This is a genomic window from Spiroplasma ixodetis (assembly GCF_059729505.1).
The window spans coordinates 125509-151252 of the sequence record NZ_AP038353.1 but is presented as its reverse complement, the minus strand read 5'-3'; the positions used below and the strand labels follow the sequence as shown (position 1 = coordinate 151252).

General features: G+C 22.8%; 34 protein-coding genes and 1 pseudogene. 16 read left to right on the top strand and 19 right to left on the bottom strand.

Translation table 4 applies throughout. The features are described from left to right. Nucleotides 1-17 precede the first annotated feature (17 nt). Nucleotides 18-713, bottom strand: a complete 696-nt coding sequence (rsmG, locus tag AC6I4F_RS01000; RefSeq protein ID WP_497873976.1) for a 16S rRNA (guanine(527)-N(7))-methyltransferase RsmG — start codon at nt 711-713, stop codon at nt 18-20. A 376-nt stretch (nt 714-1089) separates the two neighbouring features. On the opposite strand from rsmG, the gene AC6I4F_RS00995 reads away from it, so the two are divergent. Together AC6I4F_RS00995 and AC6I4F_RS00990 are read left to right on the top strand one after the other, a co-directional pair. Further along, complete coding sequence (locus AC6I4F_RS00995; RefSeq protein ID WP_497873975.1) at nt 1090-1428, top strand: hypothetical protein; 339 nt, start codon at nt 1090-1092, stop codon at nt 1426-1428. Between the two features lie 132 nt (nt 1429-1560). After that, nucleotides 1561-2687: pseudogene (locus AC6I4F_RS00990) on the top strand (IS3 family transposase). A 202-nt stretch (nt 2688-2889) separates the two neighbouring features. Here the strand turns inward: AC6I4F_RS00990 and AC6I4F_RS00985 are convergent. The 7 genes from AC6I4F_RS00985 to AC6I4F_RS00955 form a co-directional block, all read right to left on the bottom strand. Next, complete coding sequence (locus tag AC6I4F_RS00985; protein ID WP_497873974.1) at nt 2890-3804, bottom strand: ABC transporter permease subunit; 915 nt, start codon at nt 3802-3804, stop codon at nt 2890-2892. Between the two features lie 102 nt (nt 3805-3906). Beyond that, entirely contained in the window at nt 3907-5007 is a 1101-nt protein-coding gene (locus AC6I4F_RS00980) for an ABC transporter permease subunit (RefSeq protein WP_497873973.1), read from the bottom strand. 19 nt (nt 5008-5026) lie between these two features. Further along, nucleotides 5027-5296, bottom strand: coding sequence for a hypothetical protein (locus AC6I4F_RS00975; protein WP_497873972.1), 270 nt, complete (start codon nt 5294-5296; stop codon nt 5027-5029). Nucleotides 5297-5431: 135 nt separating this feature from the next. Then, a complete protein-coding gene (locus AC6I4F_RS00970) occupies nt 5432-6025 on the bottom strand; it encodes an ATP-binding cassette domain-containing protein (RefSeq protein WP_497873971.1) in 594 nt (197 codons plus the stop codon). Beyond that, nucleotides 6025-6705, bottom strand: coding sequence for an ATP-binding cassette domain-containing protein (locus tag AC6I4F_RS00965; RefSeq protein WP_497873970.1), 681 nt, complete (start codon nt 6703-6705; stop codon nt 6025-6027). The genes AC6I4F_RS00970 and AC6I4F_RS00965 overlap by 1 nt, the downstream gene beginning before the upstream one ends. 2 nt (nt 6706-6707) lie before the next feature. Beyond that, on the bottom strand, nt 6708-7244 hold the full coding sequence (locus AC6I4F_RS00960) for a hypothetical protein (RefSeq protein ID WP_497873969.1): 537 nt from the start codon (nt 7242-7244) through the stop codon (nt 6708-6710). A 213-nt stretch (nt 7245-7457) separates the two neighbouring features. Next, nucleotides 7458-7826, bottom strand: coding sequence for a hypothetical protein (locus AC6I4F_RS00955; RefSeq protein ID WP_497873968.1), 369 nt, complete (start codon nt 7824-7826; stop codon nt 7458-7460). A 776-nt stretch (nt 7827-8602) separates the two neighbouring features. Here AC6I4F_RS00955 and AC6I4F_RS00950 point away from each other — a divergent pair. From AC6I4F_RS00950 to AC6I4F_RS00940, 3 genes are read left to right on the top strand one after another with little or no spacing between them, the layout of a single operon-like run. After that, complete coding sequence (locus AC6I4F_RS00950; RefSeq protein ID WP_497873967.1) at nt 8603-8995, top strand: ATP-binding cassette domain-containing protein; 393 nt, start codon at nt 8603-8605, stop codon at nt 8993-8995. After that, the gene (locus AC6I4F_RS00945; RefSeq protein ID WP_497874635.1) at nt 8952-9176 is read left to right on the top strand and encodes an ATP-binding cassette domain-containing protein; all 225 of its coding nucleotides are present in this window, start codon (nt 8952-8954) and stop codon (nt 9174-9176) included. The genes AC6I4F_RS00950 and AC6I4F_RS00945 overlap by 44 nt, the downstream gene beginning before the upstream one ends. After that, on the top strand, nt 9158-9394 hold the full coding sequence (locus AC6I4F_RS00940; protein WP_497873966.1) for a hypothetical protein: 237 nt from the start codon (nt 9158-9160) through the stop codon (nt 9392-9394). The genes AC6I4F_RS00945 and AC6I4F_RS00940 overlap by 19 nt, the downstream gene beginning before the upstream one ends. Here AC6I4F_RS00940 and AC6I4F_RS00935 read toward each other — a convergent pair. From AC6I4F_RS00935 to AC6I4F_RS00890, 10 genes are all read right to left on the bottom strand, one after another. Continuing rightward, the gene (locus tag AC6I4F_RS00935; protein ID WP_497873965.1) at nt 9380-9655 is read right to left on the bottom strand and encodes a hypothetical protein; all 276 of its coding nucleotides are present in this window, start codon (nt 9653-9655) and stop codon (nt 9380-9382) included. The two genes, AC6I4F_RS00940 and AC6I4F_RS00935, sit on opposite strands and share 15 nt — an antisense overlap. Before the next feature lie 172 nt (nt 9656-9827). Then, nucleotides 9828-11711, bottom strand: coding sequence for a tRNA uridine-5-carboxymethylaminomethyl(34) synthesis enzyme MnmG (gene mnmG / locus AC6I4F_RS00930; protein WP_497873964.1), 1884 nt, complete (start codon nt 11709-11711; stop codon nt 9828-9830). A 573-nt stretch (nt 11712-12284) separates the two neighbouring features. Beyond that, entirely contained in the window at nt 12285-12917 is a 633-nt protein-coding gene (locus AC6I4F_RS00925; protein ID WP_497873963.1) for an exonuclease domain-containing protein, read from the bottom strand. A gap of 381 nt (nt 12918-13298) precedes the next feature. After that, nucleotides 13299-13958: a hypothetical protein gene (locus AC6I4F_RS00920; RefSeq protein WP_497873962.1), complete on the bottom strand. Its 660-nt coding sequence runs from the start codon at nt 13956-13958 to the stop codon at nt 13299-13301. 18 nt (nt 13959-13976) lie between these two features. Next, nucleotides 13977-14453, bottom strand: coding sequence for a hypothetical protein (locus tag AC6I4F_RS00915; RefSeq protein ID WP_497873961.1), 477 nt, complete (start codon nt 14451-14453; stop codon nt 13977-13979). A 380-nt stretch (nt 14454-14833) separates the two neighbouring features. Beyond that, nucleotides 14834-15091: a hypothetical protein gene (locus AC6I4F_RS00910; RefSeq protein ID WP_497873960.1), complete on the bottom strand. Its 258-nt coding sequence runs from the start codon at nt 15089-15091 to the stop codon at nt 14834-14836. 349 nt (nt 15092-15440) lie between these two features. Continuing rightward, the gene (locus AC6I4F_RS00905; protein WP_497873959.1) at nt 15441-16628 is read right to left on the bottom strand and encodes a hypothetical protein; all 1188 of its coding nucleotides are present in this window, start codon (nt 16626-16628) and stop codon (nt 15441-15443) included. Then, nucleotides 16606-17814: a DNA cytosine methyltransferase gene (locus tag AC6I4F_RS00900; RefSeq protein ID WP_497873958.1), complete on the bottom strand. Its 1209-nt coding sequence runs from the start codon at nt 17812-17814 to the stop codon at nt 16606-16608. Before AC6I4F_RS00900 ends, AC6I4F_RS00905 begins: the two co-directional genes overlap by 23 nt. 112 nt (nt 17815-17926) lie before the next feature. Then, nucleotides 17927-18496, bottom strand: coding sequence for a GNAT family N-acetyltransferase (locus tag AC6I4F_RS00895; protein ID WP_497873957.1), 570 nt, complete (start codon nt 18494-18496; stop codon nt 17927-17929). Between the two features lie 21 nt (nt 18497-18517). Then, nucleotides 18518-19531 (bottom strand): fructose-bisphosphatase class II, encoded by a 1014-nt coding sequence (locus AC6I4F_RS00890; RefSeq protein WP_497874804.1) that lies wholly within the window; start codon nt 19529-19531, stop codon nt 18518-18520. Between the two features lie 466 nt (nt 19532-19997). On the opposite strand from AC6I4F_RS00890, the gene AC6I4F_RS00885 reads away from it, so the two are divergent. From AC6I4F_RS00885 to AC6I4F_RS00875, 3 genes are read left to right on the top strand one after another with little or no spacing between them, the layout of a single operon-like run. Next, on the top strand, nt 19998-20297 hold the full coding sequence (locus AC6I4F_RS00885; RefSeq protein ID WP_497873955.1) for a hypothetical protein: 300 nt from the start codon (nt 19998-20000) through the stop codon (nt 20295-20297). A gap of 13 nt (nt 20298-20310) precedes the next feature. Beyond that, entirely contained in the window at nt 20311-21096 is a 786-nt protein-coding gene (locus AC6I4F_RS00880) for a rolling circle replication-associated protein (protein ID WP_497874634.1), read from the top strand. After that, entirely contained in the window at nt 21035-21688 is a 654-nt protein-coding gene (locus AC6I4F_RS00875; protein WP_497873954.1) for an IS1595 family transposase, read from the top strand. Before AC6I4F_RS00880 ends, AC6I4F_RS00875 begins: the two co-directional genes overlap by 62 nt. A 682-nt stretch (nt 21689-22370) precedes the next feature. Here AC6I4F_RS00875 and AC6I4F_RS00870 read toward each other — a convergent pair. Further along, a complete protein-coding gene (locus AC6I4F_RS00870) occupies nt 22371-22586 on the bottom strand; it encodes a hypothetical protein (RefSeq protein ID WP_497873953.1) in 216 nt (71 codons plus the stop codon). A gap of 421 nt (nt 22587-23007) precedes the next feature. Between AC6I4F_RS00870 and AC6I4F_RS00865 the strand changes: the two genes are divergently transcribed. The 8 genes from AC6I4F_RS00865 (at nt 23008) to AC6I4F_RS00830 (ending at nt 25726) form a co-directional block, all read left to right on the top strand. Beyond that, entirely contained in the window at nt 23008-23190 is a 183-nt protein-coding gene (locus AC6I4F_RS00865; RefSeq protein ID WP_497873952.1) for a hypothetical protein, read from the top strand. Beyond that, nucleotides 23138-23530, top strand: a complete 393-nt coding sequence (locus AC6I4F_RS00860; protein ID WP_497873951.1) for a hypothetical protein — start codon at nt 23138-23140, stop codon at nt 23528-23530. Before AC6I4F_RS00865 ends, AC6I4F_RS00860 begins: the two co-directional genes overlap by 53 nt. A 123-nt stretch (nt 23531-23653) precedes the next feature. Then, entirely contained in the window at nt 23654-23809 is a 156-nt protein-coding gene (locus tag AC6I4F_RS00855; protein WP_497873950.1) for a hypothetical protein, read from the top strand. Beyond that, complete coding sequence (locus tag AC6I4F_RS00850; protein WP_497873949.1) at nt 23799-23990, top strand: hypothetical protein; 192 nt, start codon at nt 23799-23801, stop codon at nt 23988-23990. Before AC6I4F_RS00855 ends, AC6I4F_RS00850 begins: the two co-directional genes overlap by 11 nt. A gap of 5 nt (nt 23991-23995) precedes the next feature. Next, nucleotides 23996-24118, top strand: coding sequence for a hypothetical protein (locus tag AC6I4F_RS00845; protein ID WP_497873948.1), 123 nt, complete (start codon nt 23996-23998; stop codon nt 24116-24118). Nucleotides 24119-24120: 2 nt separating this feature from the next. After that, nucleotides 24121-24297 carry a hypothetical protein gene (locus AC6I4F_RS00840; RefSeq protein ID WP_497873947.1) on the top strand — a complete coding sequence of 59 codons (177 nt, stop codon included), beginning with the start codon at nt 24121-24123 and terminating at the stop codon, nt 24295-24297. After that, on the top strand, nt 24272-24616 hold the full coding sequence (locus AC6I4F_RS00835) for a hypothetical protein (protein WP_497873946.1): 345 nt from the start codon (nt 24272-24274) through the stop codon (nt 24614-24616). Before AC6I4F_RS00840 ends, AC6I4F_RS00835 begins: the two co-directional genes overlap by 26 nt. A 318-nt stretch (nt 24617-24934) precedes the next feature. Next, complete coding sequence (locus tag AC6I4F_RS00830) at nt 24935-25726, top strand: recombinase RecT (RefSeq protein ID WP_497873945.1); 792 nt, start codon at nt 24935-24937, stop codon at nt 25724-25726. The last annotated feature ends 18 nt before the right edge of the window (nt 25727-25744 follow it).

Below are 25744 nucleotides of genomic sequence, written 5' to 3'. Positions count from 1 at the left end.
ATTTTAATTAATATTATTTACAAAGGTTTACTTTTAATTTGTTGATAAGGTCTTGGATATTTTAAAGCACATAATTTATATTTTTGAAAATGAAGGATTGTTCTTTGACCATAGTTGTTTGGTAATTGAACAGTAAATTGATTAATTAACTTTGCACCCATTGTGTTAATACTATTTTGTGCCAACGCAAGTTCTTCTTCAACTTTAAGACCCTTATAGGCAATAAATAATCCTTCAACTTTTACTAATCCTAAACATAATTCACTTAAAATATTTAGCGGTGCTAATGCTCTTGCTGTTACAATATCAAATGTTTCACGATATTGATGAGCAAATGCTTCTGCTCTTTGATTAATTATATAAACGTTTTCTAAGTTTAATTCAGTAATTACTGTTTTTAGAAATTGACATTTCTTTGTATTTGATTCAATAATAGTTAATTGTAATTTGGGAAAAAAAATTTTTAAAATTATTCCTGGTATACCAGCACCACTACCAACATCACAAATATTTTGATCATCCAAAGTGATGTTATTACTAATTAAAAGAGCATCATAGAAATGTTTATAATAAACTTCTACTTCTTCAATAATTGTTGTTAAGTTATATTTTTTATTTTCAGCAATTAAAATTTTATAATACCGACTTAATTGTTGTTCCATTATTGGTGTTAAAGTTAAATTAGTTAAACCTATAGTTCAATCTTTATTCATTGCTTACTCCTAAATCAATCTTTTAATAAAATACTTTATTTAAAGTAGACTATAAATATAATGCTTTAAATAATTAAATATAATTTAATTATAATTTTATATTTAATTATAATGTTTTTTTTATTATATGCTTGAAATTTTATCACATAACTACTATCATTCAAAATTTAATGTTATTTTTAATTAATAATTAATTAAATAATTTAAAATGCTTAAAATATCATTTTCGTTGTATTTTCTTTAAACTCAAATATAATTAACACATATAATAATTATTATTAAAAAAATTATAAAAGTTTTTTTTAACTCATTGCTTAATTTAAAGTAAATGAGTTTTTATGTTTTAATTGATACCATTGAAAGGAAAAATAAAAAAATGAAAATTTTACTTAATTTTTCAAACGAACTAACAAAATCTATTAATAATAGTTCATTAAATACAATTATAGAAATTAACAATTGAACAAATACTATCAAAGAATATAAAAATAAACTTGACCAAATATATCAAAATTTTCTAAAATCACAAGAATTATCAAAGGCTTTATTTAATAAATGAATAAATATATATAAACCATATTTCATAAATAGAATGAAAAGAGAAATACTATTTATTAAAACAAATGAAGAAAAAATAAATATAAATCTACAAAATATAAATAAATTGAATAAACACGAAATTGAAATACTCACAAAAAAAGAAGTTCAAAGATAGAAAACTGTAGAAATAGTAATTTTAACACCAAGACAAATACACACTGGAATGGAAACTGGATGGGTTACACTTTATTGGACACTAATTACGTAGACAAGTGAACAAATTAGTTAAAAGAAAGAAATTATAATTATGGCCAATATTAACTCATATTCAGATGAATTTAAAAAACAAATAGTAGTTTTATATCAAAGTGGTAAGTCAGTGTCTTGTCTTGCTAAAGAGTACAATGTTACAAGAGCAGCTACTTATAATTGAATTAAGCAATTTACTAATTCAGGCAGTTTTAAAACCAAAGATAACCGTTCTGTTGAAGAAAATGAATTAATTAAATTAAGAAAAGAATTAAAACAATTAAGAATGGAAAATGATATTTTAAAGCAAGCAGCACTAATAATAGGCAGAAAATAGAAATTATTACTAAAAATAAAGTTAAATATAAAATTCGTACAATGTGTCGTTTTTTAAAAATCTCTAAATCAACATATTATTTTAATTTCAAGAAAAAAAAGATAAAATTCAAAATAATATGTATGATGAAGCTGTTATTAGTGCTTTTAAAGAAAATAAAGAAACTTATGGAACAAGAAGATTAAAAGTTGTTCTAAAAGAAAAGAAAATTAATTTATCAAGACGAAAAATTAAAAAAATTATGAATAAACATAATTTAATATCAAAATACACTAAATTATCATACAAAAATTATCATAATAAAGTCAATGATAGTCAAATTACTAATCTTGTTAATAGAGACTTTAATAATAGGCTTAAAAATGAAGTTATTGTTAGTGATTTAACTTATGTTCAAGTTAATGGTAAATGAAAATATATTTGCTTATTAATCAACCTGTACAATCGCGAAATTATTGAACATAGTGTAGGTACTAAAAAAGATGCATCATTAGTATATCAAGCATTTATGTGCTCAAATCGTTGTTTAAAAAATATTCAAATATTTCATAGCGATCGCGGTAATGAATTTAATAATAAAACTATTGATAAAATTTTATTAGCCTTCAATATTACCCGCTCTTTAAGCAAAAAAAGGTTGTCCTTATGATAACGCTGTTGCTGAAGCAACTTTCAAAACTTTCAAAACAGAATTTATTAATGATAAAAATTTTACATCATTAATCCAATTAAAATTAGAATTATTTGCTTATATCAATTGATACAACAACATAAGAATCCACAGCACTCTAAACTACTTAACCCCCATAAAACACCAAGCACAAATGTCTACCAAAAAACAGTCCTAAAAAAAGTTGCCATTCCAGTTCTGTTCAGCCAATTTCTCAAAACTGTCATTTAAGTTTTTTACCATAATTTAAATTTCCCCTTTTTTCATTGTTTAATAAATTTATTATACACAATAAAAATAAAAAATGAATTTATTAAAAACATTTAAAATATTATATTTATTAAACTGATAAAGGTTTTAAAACATTGTTAGCATATAATTTATTGTCATTTTCTACTTGCTTTAACATAAGGTTGCGCTCAACTTTTTACCAATTCTGTATTAGGGCGAAAAATCATTAATGATACTAATGCTATTAAATATGGAAACATACCTCATAATCAACTTGGAATATTATTACTAATAACTATAAATGTTTGTGAAGCATTTATATACTGATATAAAAAAGAAAAAATAAAACAAATAATAGAAGTTAAAAAAAATCTACTGTGTGCCATCATTCATAAAGCAATTGCCAAAAAACCAATACCAGCAAAATTATTACTATAAATAAAAGTACTTGGAAGTACATAAACAAATAAAGCACCTGAAAAAAAAGCTAAAGAACTAGAAAATAGCGAAATATAAAATCGAGAACGACGAACATGAATATAATTTAAAGCTACTGCGGTTGGATTCTCACCAATTCCTCTAATGTATAATCCAAGCTTAGTCAAAAATAAAATAGCTGCAAAAATATAAATTGCTAAAAAGGTTACCAAAATTGCAATTCAAGAAAATTGATAAATATAAATACTTGCTAATGCATAATTTATTTCTCCAGTAAATGTTAATGGTAAAATTACTGCTAATCCATAACCAAAGTAATTAATAACCATTGATACTAAAAATTGATTAGTTCTAAATAATAAGGTTGCTAAACTATGAATTAAGCCAAATACAATTCCAATGATAATAGTGATAAAAAATGCCAAAATTGCAAATCCACCACCCAAATTATTTTTTAATTGTGAAACAATTATACAATATATGGCAGCACCAGTACACATAATACCATCAAAACCAAAATTAACAATTCCTGCTCTATTATTTAAAATTCCACCTGTACATAACAACAATAATGGACAAGCAAATAATAATGTATTAACTAAAATTGTTGAAAATGAGAGTAACATAATTATTTTTTTCTCCTTTTCCTTTTAAATATTTTATTTTTTTTAAAAATTTTTGAAGATTTTGATTCAACATTAACAATTTTAACATTTTGTTGTTCATTCTTAATTAATTTTTTTTCATATTAACTTCTTTTTTAGTCTTATTAAATATTCTTTAATAGCAATAGAATGAGTTAAGTAATGCCAAATAAAAGGATAAATACCAATAATGTAAATGGTTATTGATAATACTATTATTGCAATTTCTGGATTTTTCAAATACATAAAAGCATTATTTTCAATAGGACTAATAAATAAACTCATAAAAAATGATGAAAATAAAATAACTCCTGGCGTATATCCCGCTAAAGCAGCTACTACTACCGCATAAAATCCTTCTTGAATTGGAGCAGAAAGCGAAGGTAAATTATTATTAACTCCTAAAAAATAAAGATAACCAGCAATTCCTGCTATCGCTCCTGAAATTGGTAAAATTATTAAACCCTGATATTGGGTATTTAATCTGGCATATTTTGCAGCAACGGGGTTTTTAGCAATTGCATTTAATTTAAAACCAAGAGTGCGATTATTAAAAATAATAATTGCGATTAATAAGACAATAATAGCAATAATAATACCAGCAGAAAATGAATTACTAATGCTAAAAGGTCCACTAATTAATGAAAATCTAAGATTAGTAATTTGTGTTGGAATTTTTAAGCTATGATAAACATTACTGGTTATTAAACCTTTATATCCTTCTCAAGCAATAAAATTAAATAAAATAGTGCTAATAATTTCATGAATTTTAAAATAATTTTTTAAAATTGCAACAATTAAACCAACTAAAGCACCAATTAAAACTGCAATTAATAAAAGAAAAGGAGTAATTCATTGACTATGACCAACACTTTTATAAATAGCTACTGCCAATACATATGTTATCATAGCACTAAATAACATTTGACCACTAACTCCAAAGTTATAAATACGATACTTAAAAGTAATAGCTACTGCTAATCCTGTTAATATTAATACACTATATGTTTCAATTAAATTACTAAAACTTACTAAATTAGTTAAAGGATTAATAAAAATAGTTTTCCAAAATGATAATGGATTAACTTGTAAACATAATATTAATAAACTAACAAAAAATAGAGTTATTAGTAATAATAATGCACCCACTAATCAAAAATTTCATTTTTTAATATTTTCCAACATCTTTTAACCCAACCTTGACCTAATATTTTCCGTTTTTTTTATTAATTCAACTAGTAATTTTGACAAATGGTCTTTTCAAATAATTAATTGTTCTGATTATTTTTTTCTTTTTCAAACTTCACTTTGTTTGTGGCAATTGATACATTTTATCAGTTTTAACAATTATTTCATTTGTAATAGGATAATCATTCCATAGTGCTGGATTGTTCATTATTTCAACTTTAACATTTTTATTTTCCAATTTACAAACAAATTGTTTGTGATAAATAAATGCTACTCGTTGACACAATAATTGTAATAAGTACGGATCAGTATCAATAATTAAAATACTTGAACCACTTTCGCGTAACTCTATTATCTTTTTAATAATTAATAACGAAGAATTTTCATCTAAATCAGAAAATGGATTAGATAAAATTAATAATTATGGTTGCTCTTCAATACTTCTTGCTAATACAAATTTCTGTATTTCTCCTTTTGATAATTTATTAATTTTAATAAAAATATTATTATCGTTAAATATTTGATATTTTTTAATAATTTCTCGTACCTTTTTATTAACAACGGCTGTTTTGACAACTCCGGATTTAGTTACATATTTTTCTTTATTATAATTTAAAAAGGTAAAATTTTCAAATAAAGTGGCATCAGGAATTATAGCAGTATTACTATAATTTCCAGATATTCAATCAATTCCTAAATTACTAATTTCTTGCGGTTTAAAATAAGTTACTTCTTGTTCTTGAAAAAAAATGCGTCCTGTTTGCGTTTTAATCATACGTACTATACTTTCAAGTAAAACCTCGCTATAAAGGTTTTCATAATCATAAATACCATATATTTCACCAGGGCGAATTGCAAATTCAATTTTATGAAAATTTGAAATATTAGGTTTATTCAAAGAAAGATTATCAATATAAAGCATTGGTACTGAATTTATCGATTTTTGTTTTTTATAATTAAAAATCTTACCTCAATAATTAGTTGTAAACAATTTAGTATTTTCTTCTAATTTCATTACTTTTTTTTACCAATATTTAAGTTTTCAATTCAAGATACTCGGTTAGCAACTATTTTAGCAAATTCTTCATCTCTAGTTGTGAAAAGGACCGTTATTTCTTCATTACGAAATGTTTTAAAAATAATTCAAAACTCTACTTTTTGACTATCAGATAAACCAACATTTGGTTCATCTAACAACAATATTTTAGGTTCTTTGAATAAAGCACGAAGTAAAGATAATTTTTTTAATTCTTCAATCGCAATTGTTGATAATCTCTTATTTAAATTAAGCTTAATTTTATATTTTTCCATTAAATTATTAATTTTAAATTCAGCTTCTTTTCAATTAGGAAAAATTTTGGCAATAGTTGGTTCATTACCAAGTATAATATTTTGTTTAACAGTAAGATTGTCTAAGAAAAAATCATCTTGACCAGCATAAGCCATTCTAAAATAAAGCATTTCACTAGGATCACGAGGAAAATAACATCCTTTTCTTAAACTATTAATAACAATTTTTCCTTTAGAAGGTTGTTCAAAACCAGCAAGCATTTTAATTAATGTTGATTTACCAACGCTATTATTACCAAAAATGGCATGAATTTCTTGTGTTATTTCTAAATTAACATTTTCAAATATAACACGAGTATCATAATATTTACTAATTTTTTGTAACTTCAATATTGTTTTTTCCATAATTATATATCTCCATACTGATTAGTAAAATCAATGTTATTAACACCATAAGTTTTGATTTTACTTTCTGAAGCACTAGGTATAATTTTAAAATTAGGATTAATCTCTTCTTTAAATGTTTCATCAATAATTTTCAAATCAGGCATAAAACCAAAAACTAAATAATTAATATTATCATAAACATAGTCATTATTATTAATAATATTCGATCCAACAAAACTAATAGTTTTACTATAGGTTGGACGTGAATATATTAACCTAGCAGTATAGGCAATAATACTGTTATATCAATAATTAGTATTAATAATAAAATTAACACCATGTGTCTCATATAATGATTGGGCAATCTGACCAACACCGGCAACACTATCAGCACTATAAATATTACTTGTTACAAAACTATCATGAGGATTAGCATAAATAATTTTATATGTAATTTTTGGGTTATCAATACCATTAATTATCTCAGCAAATTGATTCAAAATAGTTTGATCATAATCAATGCCAATATTATTAATAATACCAATTCTAACTATCAATTTACCGTTGTCATCAACATCAAAGTTATAATTTTTATTTATTATTCTATCCTGAACATTTTGTTGAAAATGTTCAGAAATTTTACTGCCATAATTTAAATGGCTACTAGTTACGTTATAAATATTATATCTAATATCATAAATATTATTAGTGACTTTAACCGTATCAGCAATAATATTATTAAAAAAATAAAATTTAACATTCTGAAATTGTTATAATAATCTAATTAAGTTTTTAGTAGAATAACTACTAGTTTCACTATGATGTGGAATATACTTTTGAAAACTAGGATTTAAAATATAAACTTTTTTGATATTATATGTAGATAAAAAGTTTCTCAACATTAATGCATAATAATTATCATCTTGAGAACTAAACAATGTTACTACATGATCTTTACCATAAAAAGTTTGTAACTTTTGATAAACAAGTCGGTCATAAATGTTTTGATTTTGTGCTTGTTGATAACTTGTTATTAATAAAACTGTTGGTTGTAAATTTCAAGTACAAGCATAAATACTACTACTAATAGTAGTTATTGTTGGCAAAATTATAGTAAATAATAGAAAACGTCGAAACATAAAAACCACCTACTAATAATACTTATTTATAATTATACAAGAAATCTTAGATTAATATCAAACAATCAATTTATTGCAAATTAATTAAACAGTTTATTAAAAAAGAAAAAAGAATATAAATAAAAAGGATTTATGACAATTAATTTTATTAATAGTAATATTTGGTTTGTTATTATTTTCAAAGTTATTTTCTTTTGTTATTTCTAAAATGTAATGATGAGGAATTTTAATTTTATTTTTAGTCCCATTTACGTTCTTATTTATATCTTTTGCTAGATCATTTATTTGAAAATCTAATTTTTCAATGATTTTAAAAAACAAAAAAATAAATCATTTACTATTAACTTTAACTTATTTATATAAATTTTACATACTTTAAATTTATTTTTAATAAAAACTTAATTAATTGTAAAATACATAAAATTTGATAATATACAATTGTTATATACTATACATAAATTTTAACCAATTACTTTTATAGGAATGGAATGGCAACTGTGAACAAATTATATGGGATTTTATGGTAATTTTTGATTTAAACCATTAGCTTTATCAAGTATTGATTTTAATGTTCAAAAAAATACTTTATTTAGTTATCCTGATTTTACTTTTCATTTAAATAGCTAATATAAAATTGATGTTAATAATACTACAAGCATACAAAATAATTTGATTGTTATTTTATTTTACGGTGTGTTGTGTATTGTTTTATTTTTCTTATCATTTTGTTTTTTCTTAAAAAAAGAATATTGGATAAGTTAGTTAGGAGAGTATTTATGTCAACAAATGATAAAAATAAAATTTTAATTAATGTTCAAAACTATAGTAAAAAATTTAAGAAATTTCACATGAATAATATTAGATTTACTGTATTTGAAGGAACTATTCATGATTTAGTTGGCCGTTCAGGAAGTGGTAAATCAGTACTGTTGAAATCAATTATTGGTGCTATTCCAAAAAGTAATTACGAAGGATTAATTACCATTAATGGCTATAAAGCGGGAACAACTTTTTCAAAAAATAGTTTAGGCTATTCTTTGAATATAGAAAATTTTCCTCAGGGATTAAGTGCTTATAATTTTTTGAAATTTTTAGGTAAAACAACAATAATTTCAAAAAGTAAATTTAGAAAGATTATTAAAAATTTTTGGTTTATGAGAATCACGTAATAAATCTTTAAATTCATTTTCTTCAGGAATGAAAAATAAAATTATGTTAATTGTTGCCCTAGCACATGATCCAAACCTAGTTATTTTAGATGAACCAGGAGCTAATTTAGATTCAGAATCAAGAAAATTTTTTACTTCTGTTTTACAAGATTTAAAAAAAGAATGACAAATATTTTATTAACAACTCATATGATTGATGAAAAAAAAGATATTATTGATAATTTTAATATTATTGAATATGGTAAATTAATTTATACTGGGCCAATTGATAAATTTGGAGTTGGTAAATTTTTTGTTTTAAAAACAAGCAATAATCTTGTAGCATCATCACTTTTAAGTTTATATAATTTTCAATTTAAATATAATAAAGATACTGATAGTATTTTAATTAAATTGTAATTCTTGTTTTGTTTTTTTAGTTTTTTGATATCTTTTTTGGTCATATTTTTTCTTTTTTGCTTTTACCTCAAATTTTTGCTCATATTTTTGCTTTTTTGTCTTCACTTCTGGCTTTTGAGCATATTCTTTCATTTTTTCTTTATTTTTTTTATATCACTCTTGATTATATTTTCTCTTTCTTGCTTTCACTTCAGGTCTTTGAGTATATTCTTTTTTTCTTTTTTTGATATCACTTTTTCTTATACTATTTTTGTTTTTCATTATTCATAAATTTATCACCCCTTAAATCTGGGTCATTGTTTCAGATTTACGATTTTTATTATTGTTTATTTTTTTTGGTCATCACAAATTAAAATCTTCTTTAAACTTTAAAATGCAAGTAAAATATTTAATATATAAAATTAGCGAACTTAATTAAAAAATCGCTAATTTATTAAATATTTAAATTTGGATATTTGCGCTTTAAAAAAAATAATAAAACTTGAATATCAGCAGGACTAACACCAGAAATTCTTGTAGCATGACCAATTGTTAATGGTCTAACACGCTTTAATTTTTCTCTAGCTTCACCAGTAATACTTTCTACTAAATCATAATCAATATCACTAGGAATTTGTTTTTTTTCTAAACTATTAGTTTGTTGCGCCATTTTTAGTTGTTGATTAATATACCCCGAATATTTAATTGTAATTTCTAATTCCATTAATTCATGATATTGTAAATCATTTATTAAAGGTAACTGTGAAGTAAACATTGATAATTTGACACGTGGACGTTTTAATAATTCATAAGCAATAATATGATTATTTGGAATTGAACCTAAATTATTATTAATAATATACTTAGCAACTTCTGAATTGGGACTAATTTTAATAGTTTTTAATTTTTCAACAATATTAGACATTAATGTTTGTTGAATATTAAATTGTGATCAACGTTGTTCACTAACTAAGCCAACTTGATAACCATATTTAATTAATCTTGTTTGAGCATTATCGTTTCGTAATAATAAACGATTTTCAGCTAAAGAAGTTAATAAACGATAAGGTTCAACTGTTCCTTTTGTTACTAAATCATCAATTAAAACTCCGATATATGCTTCATCACGCTTTAAAATTAATGGTTTTTCTTTTTTTATTTTTAAATGTGCGTTAATTCCGGCCATTAAACCTTGACAAGCTGCTTCTTCATAACCACTAGTACCATTAATTTGACCAGCACTAAATAAGTTTTTAATTAATTTAGTTTCCAATGTTGGTCATAATTGTGTTGGTTCAAAAGCATCATATTCAATAGCATATGCTCATTTTAATACTTCACAATTTTCTAATCCAGGTAATGTTCTCAACATTTTATCTTGCACATCAATTGGCATCGATGTTGAAAAACCTTGGACATAAATTGAATCCAAAGCAAGTGATTCTGGTTCTAAGAAAATTTGATGACGAGGCTTATCAGCAAAACGTACTACTTTATCCTCAATACTTGGACAATAACGTGGTCCAGTACCTTGTGCTTCACCATTATACATTGGTGATTTATCTAAATTATTATTAATAATGGTATGAGTTTTATCATTTGTATAAAGTAAATAGCAAGGTAATTGTTTTGCTAATGGTAAAAAAAATTTAGTTTCATGTGAAAACGCTAAAGGTAAATCACTACCTAGTTCAATATTAGTTTTGTCAAAATCAATACTATTTTTTTTAATACGAGGTGGTGTCCCTGTTTTTAAACGTATCATATTAAAGCCTACAATTTTTAATTGTTCAGAAATACCATTACTTGTTCTTTGACCATCTGGTCCTTCTGATTTTTTATTATGACCTTGTAAAGTTAAAGCTGTCATATAAGTGCCAGTAGTTAAAATCACAATTTCACTTGTAATTTTTTCGCCATTCTCTAAAATAACACCCTTAGCAGTGTTTTCTTCAATTATTAATGATTGTACCATAACTTCTAAAATTGTTAAATTTTCTTGTTTATTTATTGCATTTTGCATATATTGTGAATAAGCAATTTTATCAGATTGAGCACGAATAGTTCAAACTGCTGGACCACGTGAATGATTTAATAGTTTCATTTGCAAAGCAGTAGCATCTGCTGCTTTAGCCATTTCGCCACCAAGTGCATCAATTTCACGAACCACAACTCCTTTGGCGGGTCCACCAATAGAAGGATTACATGGCATTAATGCAATTTTAGTTTTATCAAGAGTAATAATAGCGGTTTTATGACCTGCTCGGGCAGAAGATAATGCCGCTTCAACACCAGCATGACCAGCACCAATTACAATAATTTCATAGTCATATTTCATTGATTTCACCTCCATTTCATAAAATATTACATATCAAAATTAATAACATCAAAAATAAGAAATTTTATTTTTAATTTCTTTAGTAATTTTATCATAAAAAAGCAAAATATTCATGTACTTTTTAGACTTTTATTAAATAAAATTGAATTTTAGTTAATAATCTTCTCGATTATAATTCATTATATTTTATACAAGATATAAATATTATTCAAAGAATTAGTGTTGCACCTAAAAATAGCAACTGTTTTAATTAATAATCATTAATACTAATTAAAAACCAGTAATTACTTACTTTTAAGTATTTTATTTATTAGCACAAGATGTGTTTTTATTGAAAAGACACTTTTGTCATTAACATTAGTGACTGTATCCAATGGTGATAAAACATATGCAACATCTATTTCTTTTTCCATAACTGTAACCTCTTTTGTATACAATTTGACTTAAATAATTTATCTTAATATCTCTACATAAGTATAATTATAATGTTAATTTTTAAATTTGCAAATTTTTATTTACTATACCTTTAAACTTAAAAAGTATTTTTATATATAAAAATACATCTTATATTAATTAAGATAAAGAATCACCAAATAATCTCCCCGTTTTAATATTAAGATTATTACATAAATTTTTTAAATGGTAATGTTTACTGAAATGTATATTAATTAATTTATGTAAAGTGGTAACATCTGCCAATGGATCATGATGATCAAATTTAATTTGATTACTATGAGCAAAAGCACTTAAACGGTTATTAGAATAATCATATGTTCTTCTAAATAGATTAACTGAACAAATGTAAAAAAAATTAGGACATTTTAAATCATAATGGTTAATTAATGATCTTAAGATATTAATGTTAAAGTTAGCATGATGAGCAATAACAACAGTATTTTCAGTAAAAAAAGCAACGATGTCTACTCATAATTCTTTAAAATTTGACATTAAAGATACACTTTCACTTGTAATTCCATGAAAATGAGAAAAAGTAAATTCTTCAGGATGTGGTTTAATTAACGAACTATAAGTTTTGACAATTTTACCTTGTGTTACTTTTATCATAATTAATTGACAAGCACTTGTTTTATTCGAATTTGCAATTTCAAAATCAATAAAAACATAATTAGTATTATCAATCCCTCAATCATGAACACTAAATTTTTTCTTACTATTTAATTTTGATTGTTTTCTTTTTAATAACATTTTTTTAGCAAAAAGATTTTTACTATCTTTACTTTTATACTGTTTAAAAGGTGTAATTATTTCTTGTTTTCCTTCTATATTACCTTTTGATTAAGAATTATCATCTGTTTCAAAATCATCATTTGTCTTCTTGAATTTTACACTTTTAAAAAACATATTAATGGCAATAGCACCTTTCTATCTAAATTTTCATAAATTAATATTAGTTATTCCTTTGATAAATTATAACATTGATAAGTTAGAGTAACTATATTTTTACTTATAAAACTTCATTTTTTGCAAAATTCATTAATTAATTATCATTCTTTAACAACTAACTTAATATAATTTATAAAAATAATATTATGAATAAAATATTATATTGTTGACAATAAAAAAATATTATAATGAACATGAAGGTGAAGAATTATATCTAGTAATTAATGGTTCACTATCATTTACTTCATTTTGAAAATTATTAATTTTTTTTAACTTTTTAGCTATTTTAACTTGTTTATTAAGTTCTTTTTCTTCTAATTTTTGATTTTTTGCTTTTAAATTTTTTAATTTATTTTCTGCGTCTTGCAGTTTATCTTCTCTTTTTTTAATTTTATTTTTACTTTTTACAATTTTATCACTAAGTGTTCCTAATAAAGGACTATTTTTTTTATTAAGTTTTCTTTGACGTTGTGTATCTTTAAGATTCATTCGTACTAGTTTATCTTTTTGTAGTTTAGTTATTACCTTATAAATCTTGACAATTATTGCAGCAGCAATTGCTCCTCCAATAACTATTGGTACAACATAAAGTAAAAAGTCTAATCCTTCAAATAAATCACTAAAAAATGATTCTATCCCTTGTCAACCTTTTTCAAAAAAATTTCCTATGTCTTTTGTAAAATTCTCAAATCCTTTTGAAATATCTTCTCAAATGCCACTAATATCTGAGTCAATATCTTCTACACCCGAACCAATATCTGATATAACACCTTCTACACCTTTACCAATATCATTTCCAATATCTTCTATACCTTTAGCAATATCATCTAATCATCCAAACATAATTTTTCTACCTGTCCTTTAATCTAAACTTGGTCTTAATGTTGTTTTATCACTATTATTTATATTTGCTTCTAAACTATTAGCACCTAATACTATTTTATTATTAAACTGATTAATATTGGGATTTAATTTAGACAACGGTTCTCTATTAGATTTATTATTTAGTTTTTCTAAATGATCATCTAACATTTTTAATTCAATTTTTAATTTTTTGTTTTCTACTTCTTTTTCAAGCAGTCCCACTTCAAATGTTTTTCTTTCATAATCATATTGTGTTTTTTGACTTGCTAATTTTGATTTGAAACATTCCATTTGTTCTTCTTTAAATATTTCATTTTTTTGTTTATTTTCTTTTTTTGCTTTATTAGTTTCTAGTTTTTTATCAGCAATAGAAGCGACAACAGCAGTTGATGCTGTTGCTGCTAGTGCTCCTATTACAGGAGCACCTGTTAATAGTAATCCTCCACCAACTGCAACAGGTCCTATAATAGGCATATTTTTTTAAATTGTTTTTCAACATTAGTTGCAATTTTCTTTAGTGATGGTATTCTACTAGACTTCTTTACTTTTTTATTATCATTAATTTCTTGTTCAGATGATGAAGACACATTTGAATTCAATCTTTTAAAATCAGGCATTTTTATTTCTCTCTTTCTAATCTATAAAATATTTTTTAAAGTCTTGCTACTGATTCAGTACGTAAAAGAGGTGTTGCATTAGTTTCTAAATTATTAACAACTGATAACATATCATTATTAAAATTATTAATGTTTGGATTTAATTCAGATAATGGTTGTCTATTAGAACGATTATTTAGATTTTCTTGTTCTTCTCTTTTTTGATTTTTTTAACTTTCTTTTTTGTTTTATTATTTCTTATTTTTTTTCAATAGCAGTATTTGCAACAACAGAAGAACCTGTTGCTGCACTACCACCTGTTAATATTATTGTTGTTGCAACAATGGGAGGAACTATAAAAATTAAGTTTTTTTTAACTGTTTTACCAACATTTTTTGTAACATCTTTATCTTTCTTGGGAGATTCTGGTTTCATATTATTTTCTAGTTCACTATTATTAATTTCTAACTCAGATAAAGGTAAATTAGATTTTTTTTCTTTTTTGTTATTAGGCATTTTTATTTCTCTCTTTCTAATCTATAAAATAAAATATGTTTATTTAACTAAATAATTTAATAAAAAAACTAATATAAATAAATAATAAAATCTATATTAGTAATGAACATTTATTAAATTAATAACAATATAACATATTTTTTGTTGAATATCAGAATCATACATATATGACTATTAAATGGTGAAAACAATAGTTAATAATTATTAATAATGTGTGAAAATAATTTCTTTTATAAAAAAAAGTAACACAAAGTTACTGTTAATTAATTTTTATTTATTTTAATTTAAAAACATAAAATTACAAATTTTTGTTGAATATTAATTATAAAATTCCATTTTAAATAAATAACTAAATGGCATTTAAAAATTTCCGATAAATAACAAAATTTTCAAAATCTTTATTGTCAATCTTTATTTTAGGTTTTCTTATTGATTTATTTATACCGCTATTTTTCCCTTGATTAAAAATCTTTAAATACTTTTGATTTTCTTTTGTTATTTCTAAAACTAAAATTTTTGATAATAATGTTCTATTTTTCATCTTATCTTTATAACTATCTAAATTTTCCTTATTTTGTAAAATATTTCAAAATTTACTTAACTGATAATTATATTCTTTATCATAAATTGGATTATGAAATAAAGTTATTAATCATATTTTTCCATATTTTTTTATAGCATCTGTGACTGTTTTGCCGTCATTACCTAAAATAGCATTTGAATTTAATGAATGAGTTTTTAAATCTCCATAAAATGAATTTAAAATTCATAAATCAAAAATTTCAGAATTATTTTTAATATTTAAATATTTAAATATTTTTTCCGAAATATTATTTTTAATTAAAAAATCATAAAATAAATACTCAAAATAAAACCCAATTCATTCTGGTTGAAATTTATCTTTAAAATTATTACTAATCATTTCTCCATAACATAATTTTCCATATCATGTTTGTACAGTATTAAGTTTTTCTTCTACAAAGTTCTCTAAAATTTTTATGGGATAATTTTTATATACAAATTTACCAGTAATAATAAAATCTAATAACTCACCTATTTCCTGAAATAAATAAATGGTATTATTTTTTCTATCAGTTTTTTTAAAATTACCAAATTTTAAACTTTCTACTAAATCAATAGTATTGACATATGCTATTGAAGAATTATTTCACTTTCTAACATCAATTTTATTTAACTTTGGAAAAATAAAAGTTAAATTATTATCATAATAATAAATTCCAATAATATATAACTTTCCTAACTTAAAATCTTTTAATTCTTCTTCATTTAAATCAATTTGAATTCTTTTTATATGTTTATGATGTGGATTTCCTACATAGGTTAAATTTTTAAAATATATATTTATAGTTTCGTTTTTATAATAAATACTAAAATATTTATTTTTAAGATTAATTGAAATGTCATTAAATTTATTTATATCTTTATTAAGAATATTGAGTATATCTAACTTTGACTTTAAAACATTATCATAGTTCATAACTACAATACCATTCTTAGTCGCTTGTTCTATTTTCATCATAAAACTTCAATAAACCTTTCAAAATTATTTTGGCTACAGTTATAGTTATTGTATTACCTAATTGCTTTCTAGAAATATTATCATTATCTATTAACTTAAAGTCTTTAGGAAAACCCTGAAATGATTTAATTTCATCTGGAGTAATATATCTCTTATATTTTCCAATAATTTGAGGGTGATTCATTGCTACAAGAGTAGATAATACATCAGATTTTTTTACTCTTACTCCCGAAGGTCTAAATTGAATAATTCCTTCTCAAATTGAATTAATATTTTCACCTGCTTGTCATTCAAATTTTTTATGTGAAGAATTTTTAATTCAATTTAAATTATCATATTTTTTTAGCCAATTAATAATAAACAATTTATTTCTTTCATATAAATTTAAATTTTTTATAATAATCTTTTGTTTTCAATCTGGAAAAGTTGCTAAAGTCATTTTATAAAAATTATACTTACTAAATATATCTGTTCAAATTGGAAATCCAATAATTTTAATATCAATATTTTTATAAAATTCATCTCACATATTTAATAAATTTAATTGATACTCTTCTAAATAATATTTATCATCAACTTTTGTTTTATATATAAAATCTCAAATACTAAGGTTTAACTTTGATTTATTTGCTATATCCAAAATATATTTACCTAAATTTTTATCAGAGTTTATAAAATCTTTTCTAATGCCTGGAATATATATTCTTTTTCTATACATTGGTATTCCTAAATCTAAACTATCAATAATTAATGGGTTTTCTGGTATTAAATAACCCAATTTTTCTAACTCACTGGTTATTACTTTAAAAGTGCTACCATTATCATGTGTAACTAAACTACTAACATTTTCTAAAATAATAAATTTAGGTTTTTTTGTTATTAAAATTCTAACTACTTCAAAAAATAAAGTTCCTCTATTATCATTAAAACCTTTTTGAAAACCACCTTTTGAAAAAGGTTGACAGGGAAAACCAGCACATAATAAATCAAAATCAGGAATCTTATTTTCATCAATTTCTCTAATATCACTGAGAATACTTATCGGATTAAAATTATCTATATAAACTTTTTTACAATATGGATCTATATCACATGCTAAAACTAATTCTGATGATCAGTCTTGTAAAGCTAAATGAAAACCACCAATGCCAGAAAATAAATCTATAAATTTTATAGTTTTCATAATTTCCACCTACTAAGAATTTTATATTGTTTTAAATAATATAACAATTTAATAATTGTAATTATTTTAAAAAAAAACTCTATAAAGCTACTCTTTAAATAATATTAAAATATTATTTAAAATACTCACTACGAATAATACTAAATATTTTACAATCACTGACTTTACCATCTTTAATAAAATTACTACAGGAAAATCCTTCAAACTTCATACCAACACTTTCCATCGTTTTCGCTGAAGCAATGTTCTCTTTAACACAACTGCCTTCAATTCTAATACTATCAGTATTTTCAAATCCGTACTTAATAGCAGTTAACAATGCCTCTTTGGCATAACCTTTACCCCCTTCTTTTGGATTAAAAGCATAACCTATTTCCAAACATTTAGTGTGAGCAAAATATCTAATAAAACCACAAGTACCAATCATCGTATTAGTTTTATCATTTTTTAATTGCACTGCTCACATTAAAGAACTTAATTGTTTATATTCTTGTAATAAAGAATTAATAAAACCAATACTATCATTAATACTTTTATGAGCTTTTCACGGTACATATTTTGTCATATTTTCATTCTTTGCATAATTAAATAATGCTTGTGCATCATTTAAAGTAATAGGACGTAGTTTTAAACGTTGACTTTCTAAAACTGGGATAGCAGGTAAATGATCAATATCATTCATAATTTTCTCCTTTAAATATTTTTAAACATATTTATTATATATTTTCATAATTTTTTCAACACTTGGCAATAGTTTATTAACCTGACTAACACTATAAGTAACTTCCATATTTCTAGCAACACCATGCGATACAAAAAAAGTATTTAAATAATATGTACCATAATAATATTTAATTGCTTTTAAACTTCCACCAGCTGTTAAGCCTGTAGCAACAAAACGGACATTTTCATCTTTTACTAAATCTTTAGTAAAATAATATTTATTATATGATAATTTATATTTTTTAATAGCAATATCTTCAATATTAACACGAATCTTAGTATCTTCATCAGTATGTCATATTGTTTGATAGGAAATTAACTTAGTTTTAATATTGCCACCAGCACTTAATGCTAATGCTGCCATTAATGCTCCTTCAGGAGCACCACCAATACCATAAACAAAATCTGCTTCCTTGTTAATAACATCAATAGCAGCAAGCACATCACCATCACCAATTAAACGAACAATAATACCTAAATCATGCAACTTTTCAATTATTTTTTGATGTCTTGGTTTATCTAAAATAATACCAATTAAATCATTATGTTTTTTCATTTTTTGCATAGTTTTAATATTAGTAATAAAATCATCTTCATTGTTAATAGCATCTTGTAAATCGGGTCCAACAAATAATTTTTTCATATACATTTCTGGTAACTTTAAAATAGTATTGGGTGTTGCTGCTGCTAAACAAGCAATACTACCAGCAATATTATAAGCAGCAGGATAAGTACCTTCTACTGGATCAACTGCTAAATCATAAGTTAAAGTTTTTCCTTTTCCTAGTTCTTGATTAACAAATAACATTGGGGCTTGATCTAACTCACCTTCACCAACGATAATACGACATTTAATAGGGACATTATCTAACATAATTGTCATTGCTTCAACAGCAGCAAAGTCAACAGCGTTCTTATCTTTACGACCAATAAATTTATAAGCAGCAATTGTTGCCATTTCTACTGCTCTAATTAAATACATATCCTTATTCATATTTTTCTCCATAATTAAAATGTTCATTGTTAATTATATGATAATTTTTAACAAAAAACTTAATTATTAAATCTCTTTTTTATTACTTTTAAATATTAACGCTATTGATACTTAGTTTTACAAAAAATTTATGCACAAAATTTTGAATTTAAAAAACAATGCCTAAAAAATATGAAAAACTTTAATAATTTCCAAAAGTTATTTCATGAAAAATTATTTTAAAGTTTTATAATTTAAAATAAAGATTTTGACAGATTAAATAGATTAAATCTAGTAAGAAAATAAAAAAGAATTAATTAGTTAAGTATTATTTTTCACTGCAAGTGTAAACTTTGATACTTTTTTTATTATTTTATGATAAGATATATAAAGATTTATATTAATTTATATTGATTTATAAATCATTCAATTTTATTAAAAATTATTGCACAGGATGTTTTATAAATGAATATTTCATATAATTTTTATGTTAAAAAAAATTTTTTATGCTTGTTATGTTAAAAATGTTGTTTTACCTATTGATATGTTAAAAAATGAAAGAAATAAGTTAGGTATAAAGAATATTGGTAATATTACTAAATTAAGAAATAATAATGTTCGTACTAAGTCTAAATTAATTCAAAAAGCATTACATAATTTTTATAATGCAAGGATTTTAAGTTTTTTAACTTTAACTTATCACAAAAATGAAACTGATATTAGAAAAGCAAAACATGATTTACAATTATTTTTTAAACGTTTAAAAAAGTTGATGAAATGACCCTAAACGTTCTAAACATTTAGGTGAATTAAGATATTTTTATGTTTATGAATATCAAAAACGTGGTGCAGTTCATTTTCACATATTATTTAATCGTAAAATACCATATAGTATGATTACTACATGATGAACACATGCGGGTAATAATAAAGGTATTGATTTAAAGGTTGTACATAAAGGAACAAATGAATTTGTTGTTAAATATTTAAGTAAATATGTAACAAAAGTACAAGAAAATAATAAATCATTAAATCAAAAAGATGTTGGTGTTCAAGCATATTCTTTTAGTAGAAATTGTAGAAATCCGCTTGTAGTTCGTGTTACTAAGACTTTAAGTTTACAAGAATTAGTACAAGCATGTGAAAAAGCAAAAGAATTTTATTTATTTAAAAGTAAACCAGATGAGCAAGGTAATACTCAATTAATTGGTGGAAGTTATGATTATGTTGCTAATAGTGATTATTTTAAAGATTTTAATTATTATGTAAGTTTAGAAAGTTTGCGATTTAGGTATTGATTAAAAAATAAATTTAATAAGGAAATTATCCCCACATGTACTAGTGTGGAGGAAAAAATGAATTGAAATGAATTCAATAGCATATTTCAAAATGAAAACGATTGTTTGAAATATATAGCGAAGTTGAAAGTAATGAAATGTATCAGGTGTGCTTCTTCTAGTTTGAATGTTTCTGATTTAAGAAGAATAAGATGTTTGAAATGTCATCAAACATTTAGTATTCTTCATGACACCCATTTTTCACAAGTCACAAACACCTTTGACATCTTGGTTTTATCTCATCTTTAGATGAATAAACACCAAACATGGAATTCCATCAACAGATGTTGCAAAAGAATTGGGAGTGACTTTGAAAACTGCCTGAAGAATGGGTCATGAAATCAGAACTAGAATTTGGAATCAAGATGCAGGGTTCATTGATGATGGAACAGCACAGATGGATGAAATGTATCTTTCACATGTAGGTTTTAAAAAACAAGGAAGATCCTTGGTGAATAAAACCTTGATTGTTGGAGTTTATGAGAAAACCAGCAACAAACTAATTGTGAAAGTATTGAAAAAAGCAGATGAGAAAAACCTTTTATGATTTGCATTGAAACACATTTCTACTGGGTGTTGTCTATTTACGGATTCTTGGAAGGGATATGGAAGTTTCAAAAAATTCTATCACAAACATGAAATCGTAAATCATGAAGTTGGGTATGTGTCATCAACAGGTGTAAACACAAACCAGATTGAATCTGCATGAAAACACATCCGACGAACTTTTCGAACACACATAAAAGTTTCAAAACACAATATTCATTTATATGCAAAAGAAGCTGCATATAAATTCAATAAGATACCTAGTTTTGAAACTATAATTTTGTGTTTGATTTAGATACATGTGGGGATAATTTCCTAGATAGGGTTTTATCTCCATTTATGTGATAAAATTTAAAAATAGTACATAAAGGGAGAAAAGCCTTTAATAAAAATGATGTTTTAGATTTTCTTTATAAAGTTTTTTTTGATAAAAGTAAAATTAAAAAAGTATTTTTACAAAAAAGAATTTTACATTAATTATATTTTTAATATTTTTTGTAATATTTGTATTTTTTTGTGTTTTTGTTATACTTTATTTGTAGTAAGTATTATTGTTGTCCGTGCAAGGAATGATAATGCTTACTTTTTGTTTGTATATTTATTGATATTTTGATGAATTATGTTATTATATATTTATAAGTAAATATGTTTTAGATTAGTTTTTAAATAGTATTTAACTTATTTGAATTGGTAACAATTCCTTGCACGGGATAGTTAAATATTAATATTAAAAACTTTTTATTTATTAAATTAATTGGGAGCATACCGATGTTGTCAATAATATTTAAATTTGTCTTAAAATTATGAATTTAGACGAGAATAATTTTTAATTCAATATGCAATTGTATGTTAATCTTAACACTTACTAAATATTAGTCAACAATAATACTTAATTTTATAATTCAAAAATTCTTATTAAGGTTTACGTTAATAAGTTTTAATTTATTTTTAGTTATTTTTAAATTCAAGTAGTTAATTTATAATAATTGGATGGCAGTATTTATTTGATAGCATTTAAAATTAACCATTTTTGTATACATATCAATGTTATAAGTTCTATCACCAATCATATGCTTTAAAATTTGTTTAATATGAGTTTCAGTAAAGCAAACAATATTTTCGACTAATGCTTGGTTTAATACACCATCTTTTGCATTAATAAAATAACCAACTTTTATTTTTTTATATTGCAAAGTTAATGACTGTAAAGAATCAATTAATTCATAATATTGACCTTTTTCAGGGCGTATTTCGTTAATAGTTAGATTTAGTAAAAACGTAAATGAGAGATAAAACTCTCATTTTTAATTGTTTAACAATTATAATTAATTATTTTATTAAACCAGCACTTTATTAAAGTAATTAATTATTACATAAATTAATAAAAATTATTTAGGCTATTGTGCTGGAATTAACCAATAGTAATTTTTGTGTTGCTCTTTTAAAATTTCAGAAATTTTGGTTCCCTTCCCCTAGAACCCCTACCCTCCAAGGCTTTGCTACTTACAGTAGCATAAGCCTTACGTATAGTAAGTAGTAGAAGTATTAGTTAGTAGTATATAATCCTTTTATCACCTACAGTGATAAAAGGATTATACGTAGAAAGGAATTTATATGACAACTGTTAATTTTGACATTAAAAGTAAAGTTGGAGAATCATATAAAAATGAAAAAAATAAAGGTGGTATATTATTAGAAATTGGTGAATATGAAACATGATTTCCTAAACAATATACTACTATTGATGAAAAAAATAAAAAAAATAGCATTAAAAATATTTGAAAATTTTGATTATAAATTAGGTGAAAAATGAGTACAAGAAAATATTGAAAGAAATATTGAAAGTATTAAAGGTAGTGATATTTTAAAATATATAAAAAATATTCCAGATATTACTACTAATGAAAATGAATTAATATCTTGTACATTTTATGAACAATATAATGGTTATTATATTTTTACAGATAAGAAAAATCAAAAATGTTTTGAATATAACGTTACATGAGAACAAGATAATAATGGTTTTAAGATAAATAATCCCTATAAATATAATGATAAAGTTAAAAATTATATTGTTAAACCCATAAAAGATATAAATACTCATAATGAAAAAATATTTTATTTAAAAGGAAATTAATATGTTATTAAATATTGAAAAAATAGAATTAATTAAAAATTTATGTAATGAAAAATTACTTAAAAATAAAAAATATATTGAAATACAAGAAATATTAAAAATTATAGAAAGAGAGAATTAATTATGTTGAATTTAAAAGAAGATAAAAGAATATATATAAAATATCAAGAAGAAAAAATATTTGGTTCATGTGATATTTGTAATAAAAATTCATCATTTGCAAATAGAACTTGTAATAAATGTTTTTATAAATTAATGAGTAATAATGATGAAATGTAATATACATAATGAAAAATATATATGATTTTCTGAATTACATGAAATTGAAAATACATATTATTGTAATAAATGTATTAATGACATGATTGAAGAAGATATGTATTTAACATCAAATAATTGAGATTACTTATATGAATATTATATTAATGAATTACAATTAGAAAATTTTAAAGGAGTGTAAAAATAATGAAAAATAAAAGTTTTCAAGAAATAAAAAATAATTATCAACAATTTTTTCAAGATATTGAAAATGGTAAATATGTTGAAAGAATTAAAGAATTATTTATGAAAGAAGAAAGTAGTGAATAAATATGGTAGCAGCAGCACTTAAAAAACATGAAGATAAATTATTAATTAAAAATTTAAAAATTCGTCTTACTAAAAATGACCATTATGAATTAAAAACATATTGTTATGAAAGAAATATAACTATGAATGATTTTGTTAGGTATTTAATTAAAAATGCAATTAAACAATCAAAAAAATAATTTAATTTTTAAAAAAGAAACACATCAATATTTTATTCAAAATAAAGAATTAATATCAGTAAGTAAAATATTAGATTATTATTTAGGTAATTCATATTGTAAATGTAATAACTGTAAATATTGTTTTAATATTTATAATGCAAGAATTCGAGGTAATGCAGTTCATAAAGTAGCAAAATTATATTTTAAAAATATAACTATTAAAAATATAAATAATCAAATTAAAAATATTATTAAAGATTTATTTCCAGAAAATTATTTAAATTATTGTTATATATTATTAGAATATTTACCTTCAAAATTTATTGATAATGCTTAATATATTATTGAACAAGCATTTAATTATGATATTGTTGCAGGAACTCCAGATTTAATATTTAAAAATGAAAAATTAAATTTATATACAATAATTGATTTTAAAACTTATAAAGTTTTAAGTAAAGAATTATTAGAAAAATCAAAATTACAAATAATAGCATATTATTGATTATTAAAAAATAATAATTATGAATTATCAAATATACATTTTATATGTTGAGTTAAAGAAAATGAAATTGAATTAATAAAAATAGAAATAACTAATGAATTATTAATTGAATGAGAAAAAGCAATTTGAACATGAAAGGAAATGAAATAAATGAATGATTTAAATAAAAATAATCAAAATGTTTTAAATGTTAAAGAAGTACAAAGATTTAAAAGTAATGTATTAGCAGTAAAAAATCAATTAGGTTTAGCAGATTCAAGTTTAAGAACAGTATTAGAAGCATGTTATCAAGCAACATTATTACAATTACCATTAGAAAAGAATTTTGGTTATTGTTGAATAGTACCTTTTAATCTTAAATATAAAGATGAAAAAGGTGATTGAGTAGTTTTTAAAGAAGCACAGTTTCAAATGGGATATAAATTTTATATTCAATTAGCACAAAGAAGTCAACAATATAAAAGAATTAATGTAATTGAAATTAAAAATAATGAATTGGAAAAAATTGATTATTTAAAAGATGAAATAAAATTTAAATTTATTGAAAATCCAATTGAAAGATTAAAAGCAAAAACAATAGGTTATTGTGCTTATTTTAAATTAAAAAATGGTTATGAAAAAACTATTTATTGAAGTAAAGAACAAGTAGAAGAAAATTTTAATAATTATTCAAAAACTTATTCAAAAAATAAAGAATTTACAATTGCTAGTTTTGATGATATGGCAAGTAAAACAGTATTAACTCAATTATTAAGAAAACGAGGAATTATGAGTACTGAAATGAAAATTGCATATGAAAATGACCAAGCAATTATTACTGAAACAGAAAAAATATATATTGATAATCCAAATACTAATAATGTAATTGAAAATAATACAAATTTTCAACAATTAGAAGAAAATATAAATAAATTAAGTGAAATGACATTTAAAAATGAATAAATGTAAGTATTGTAATAA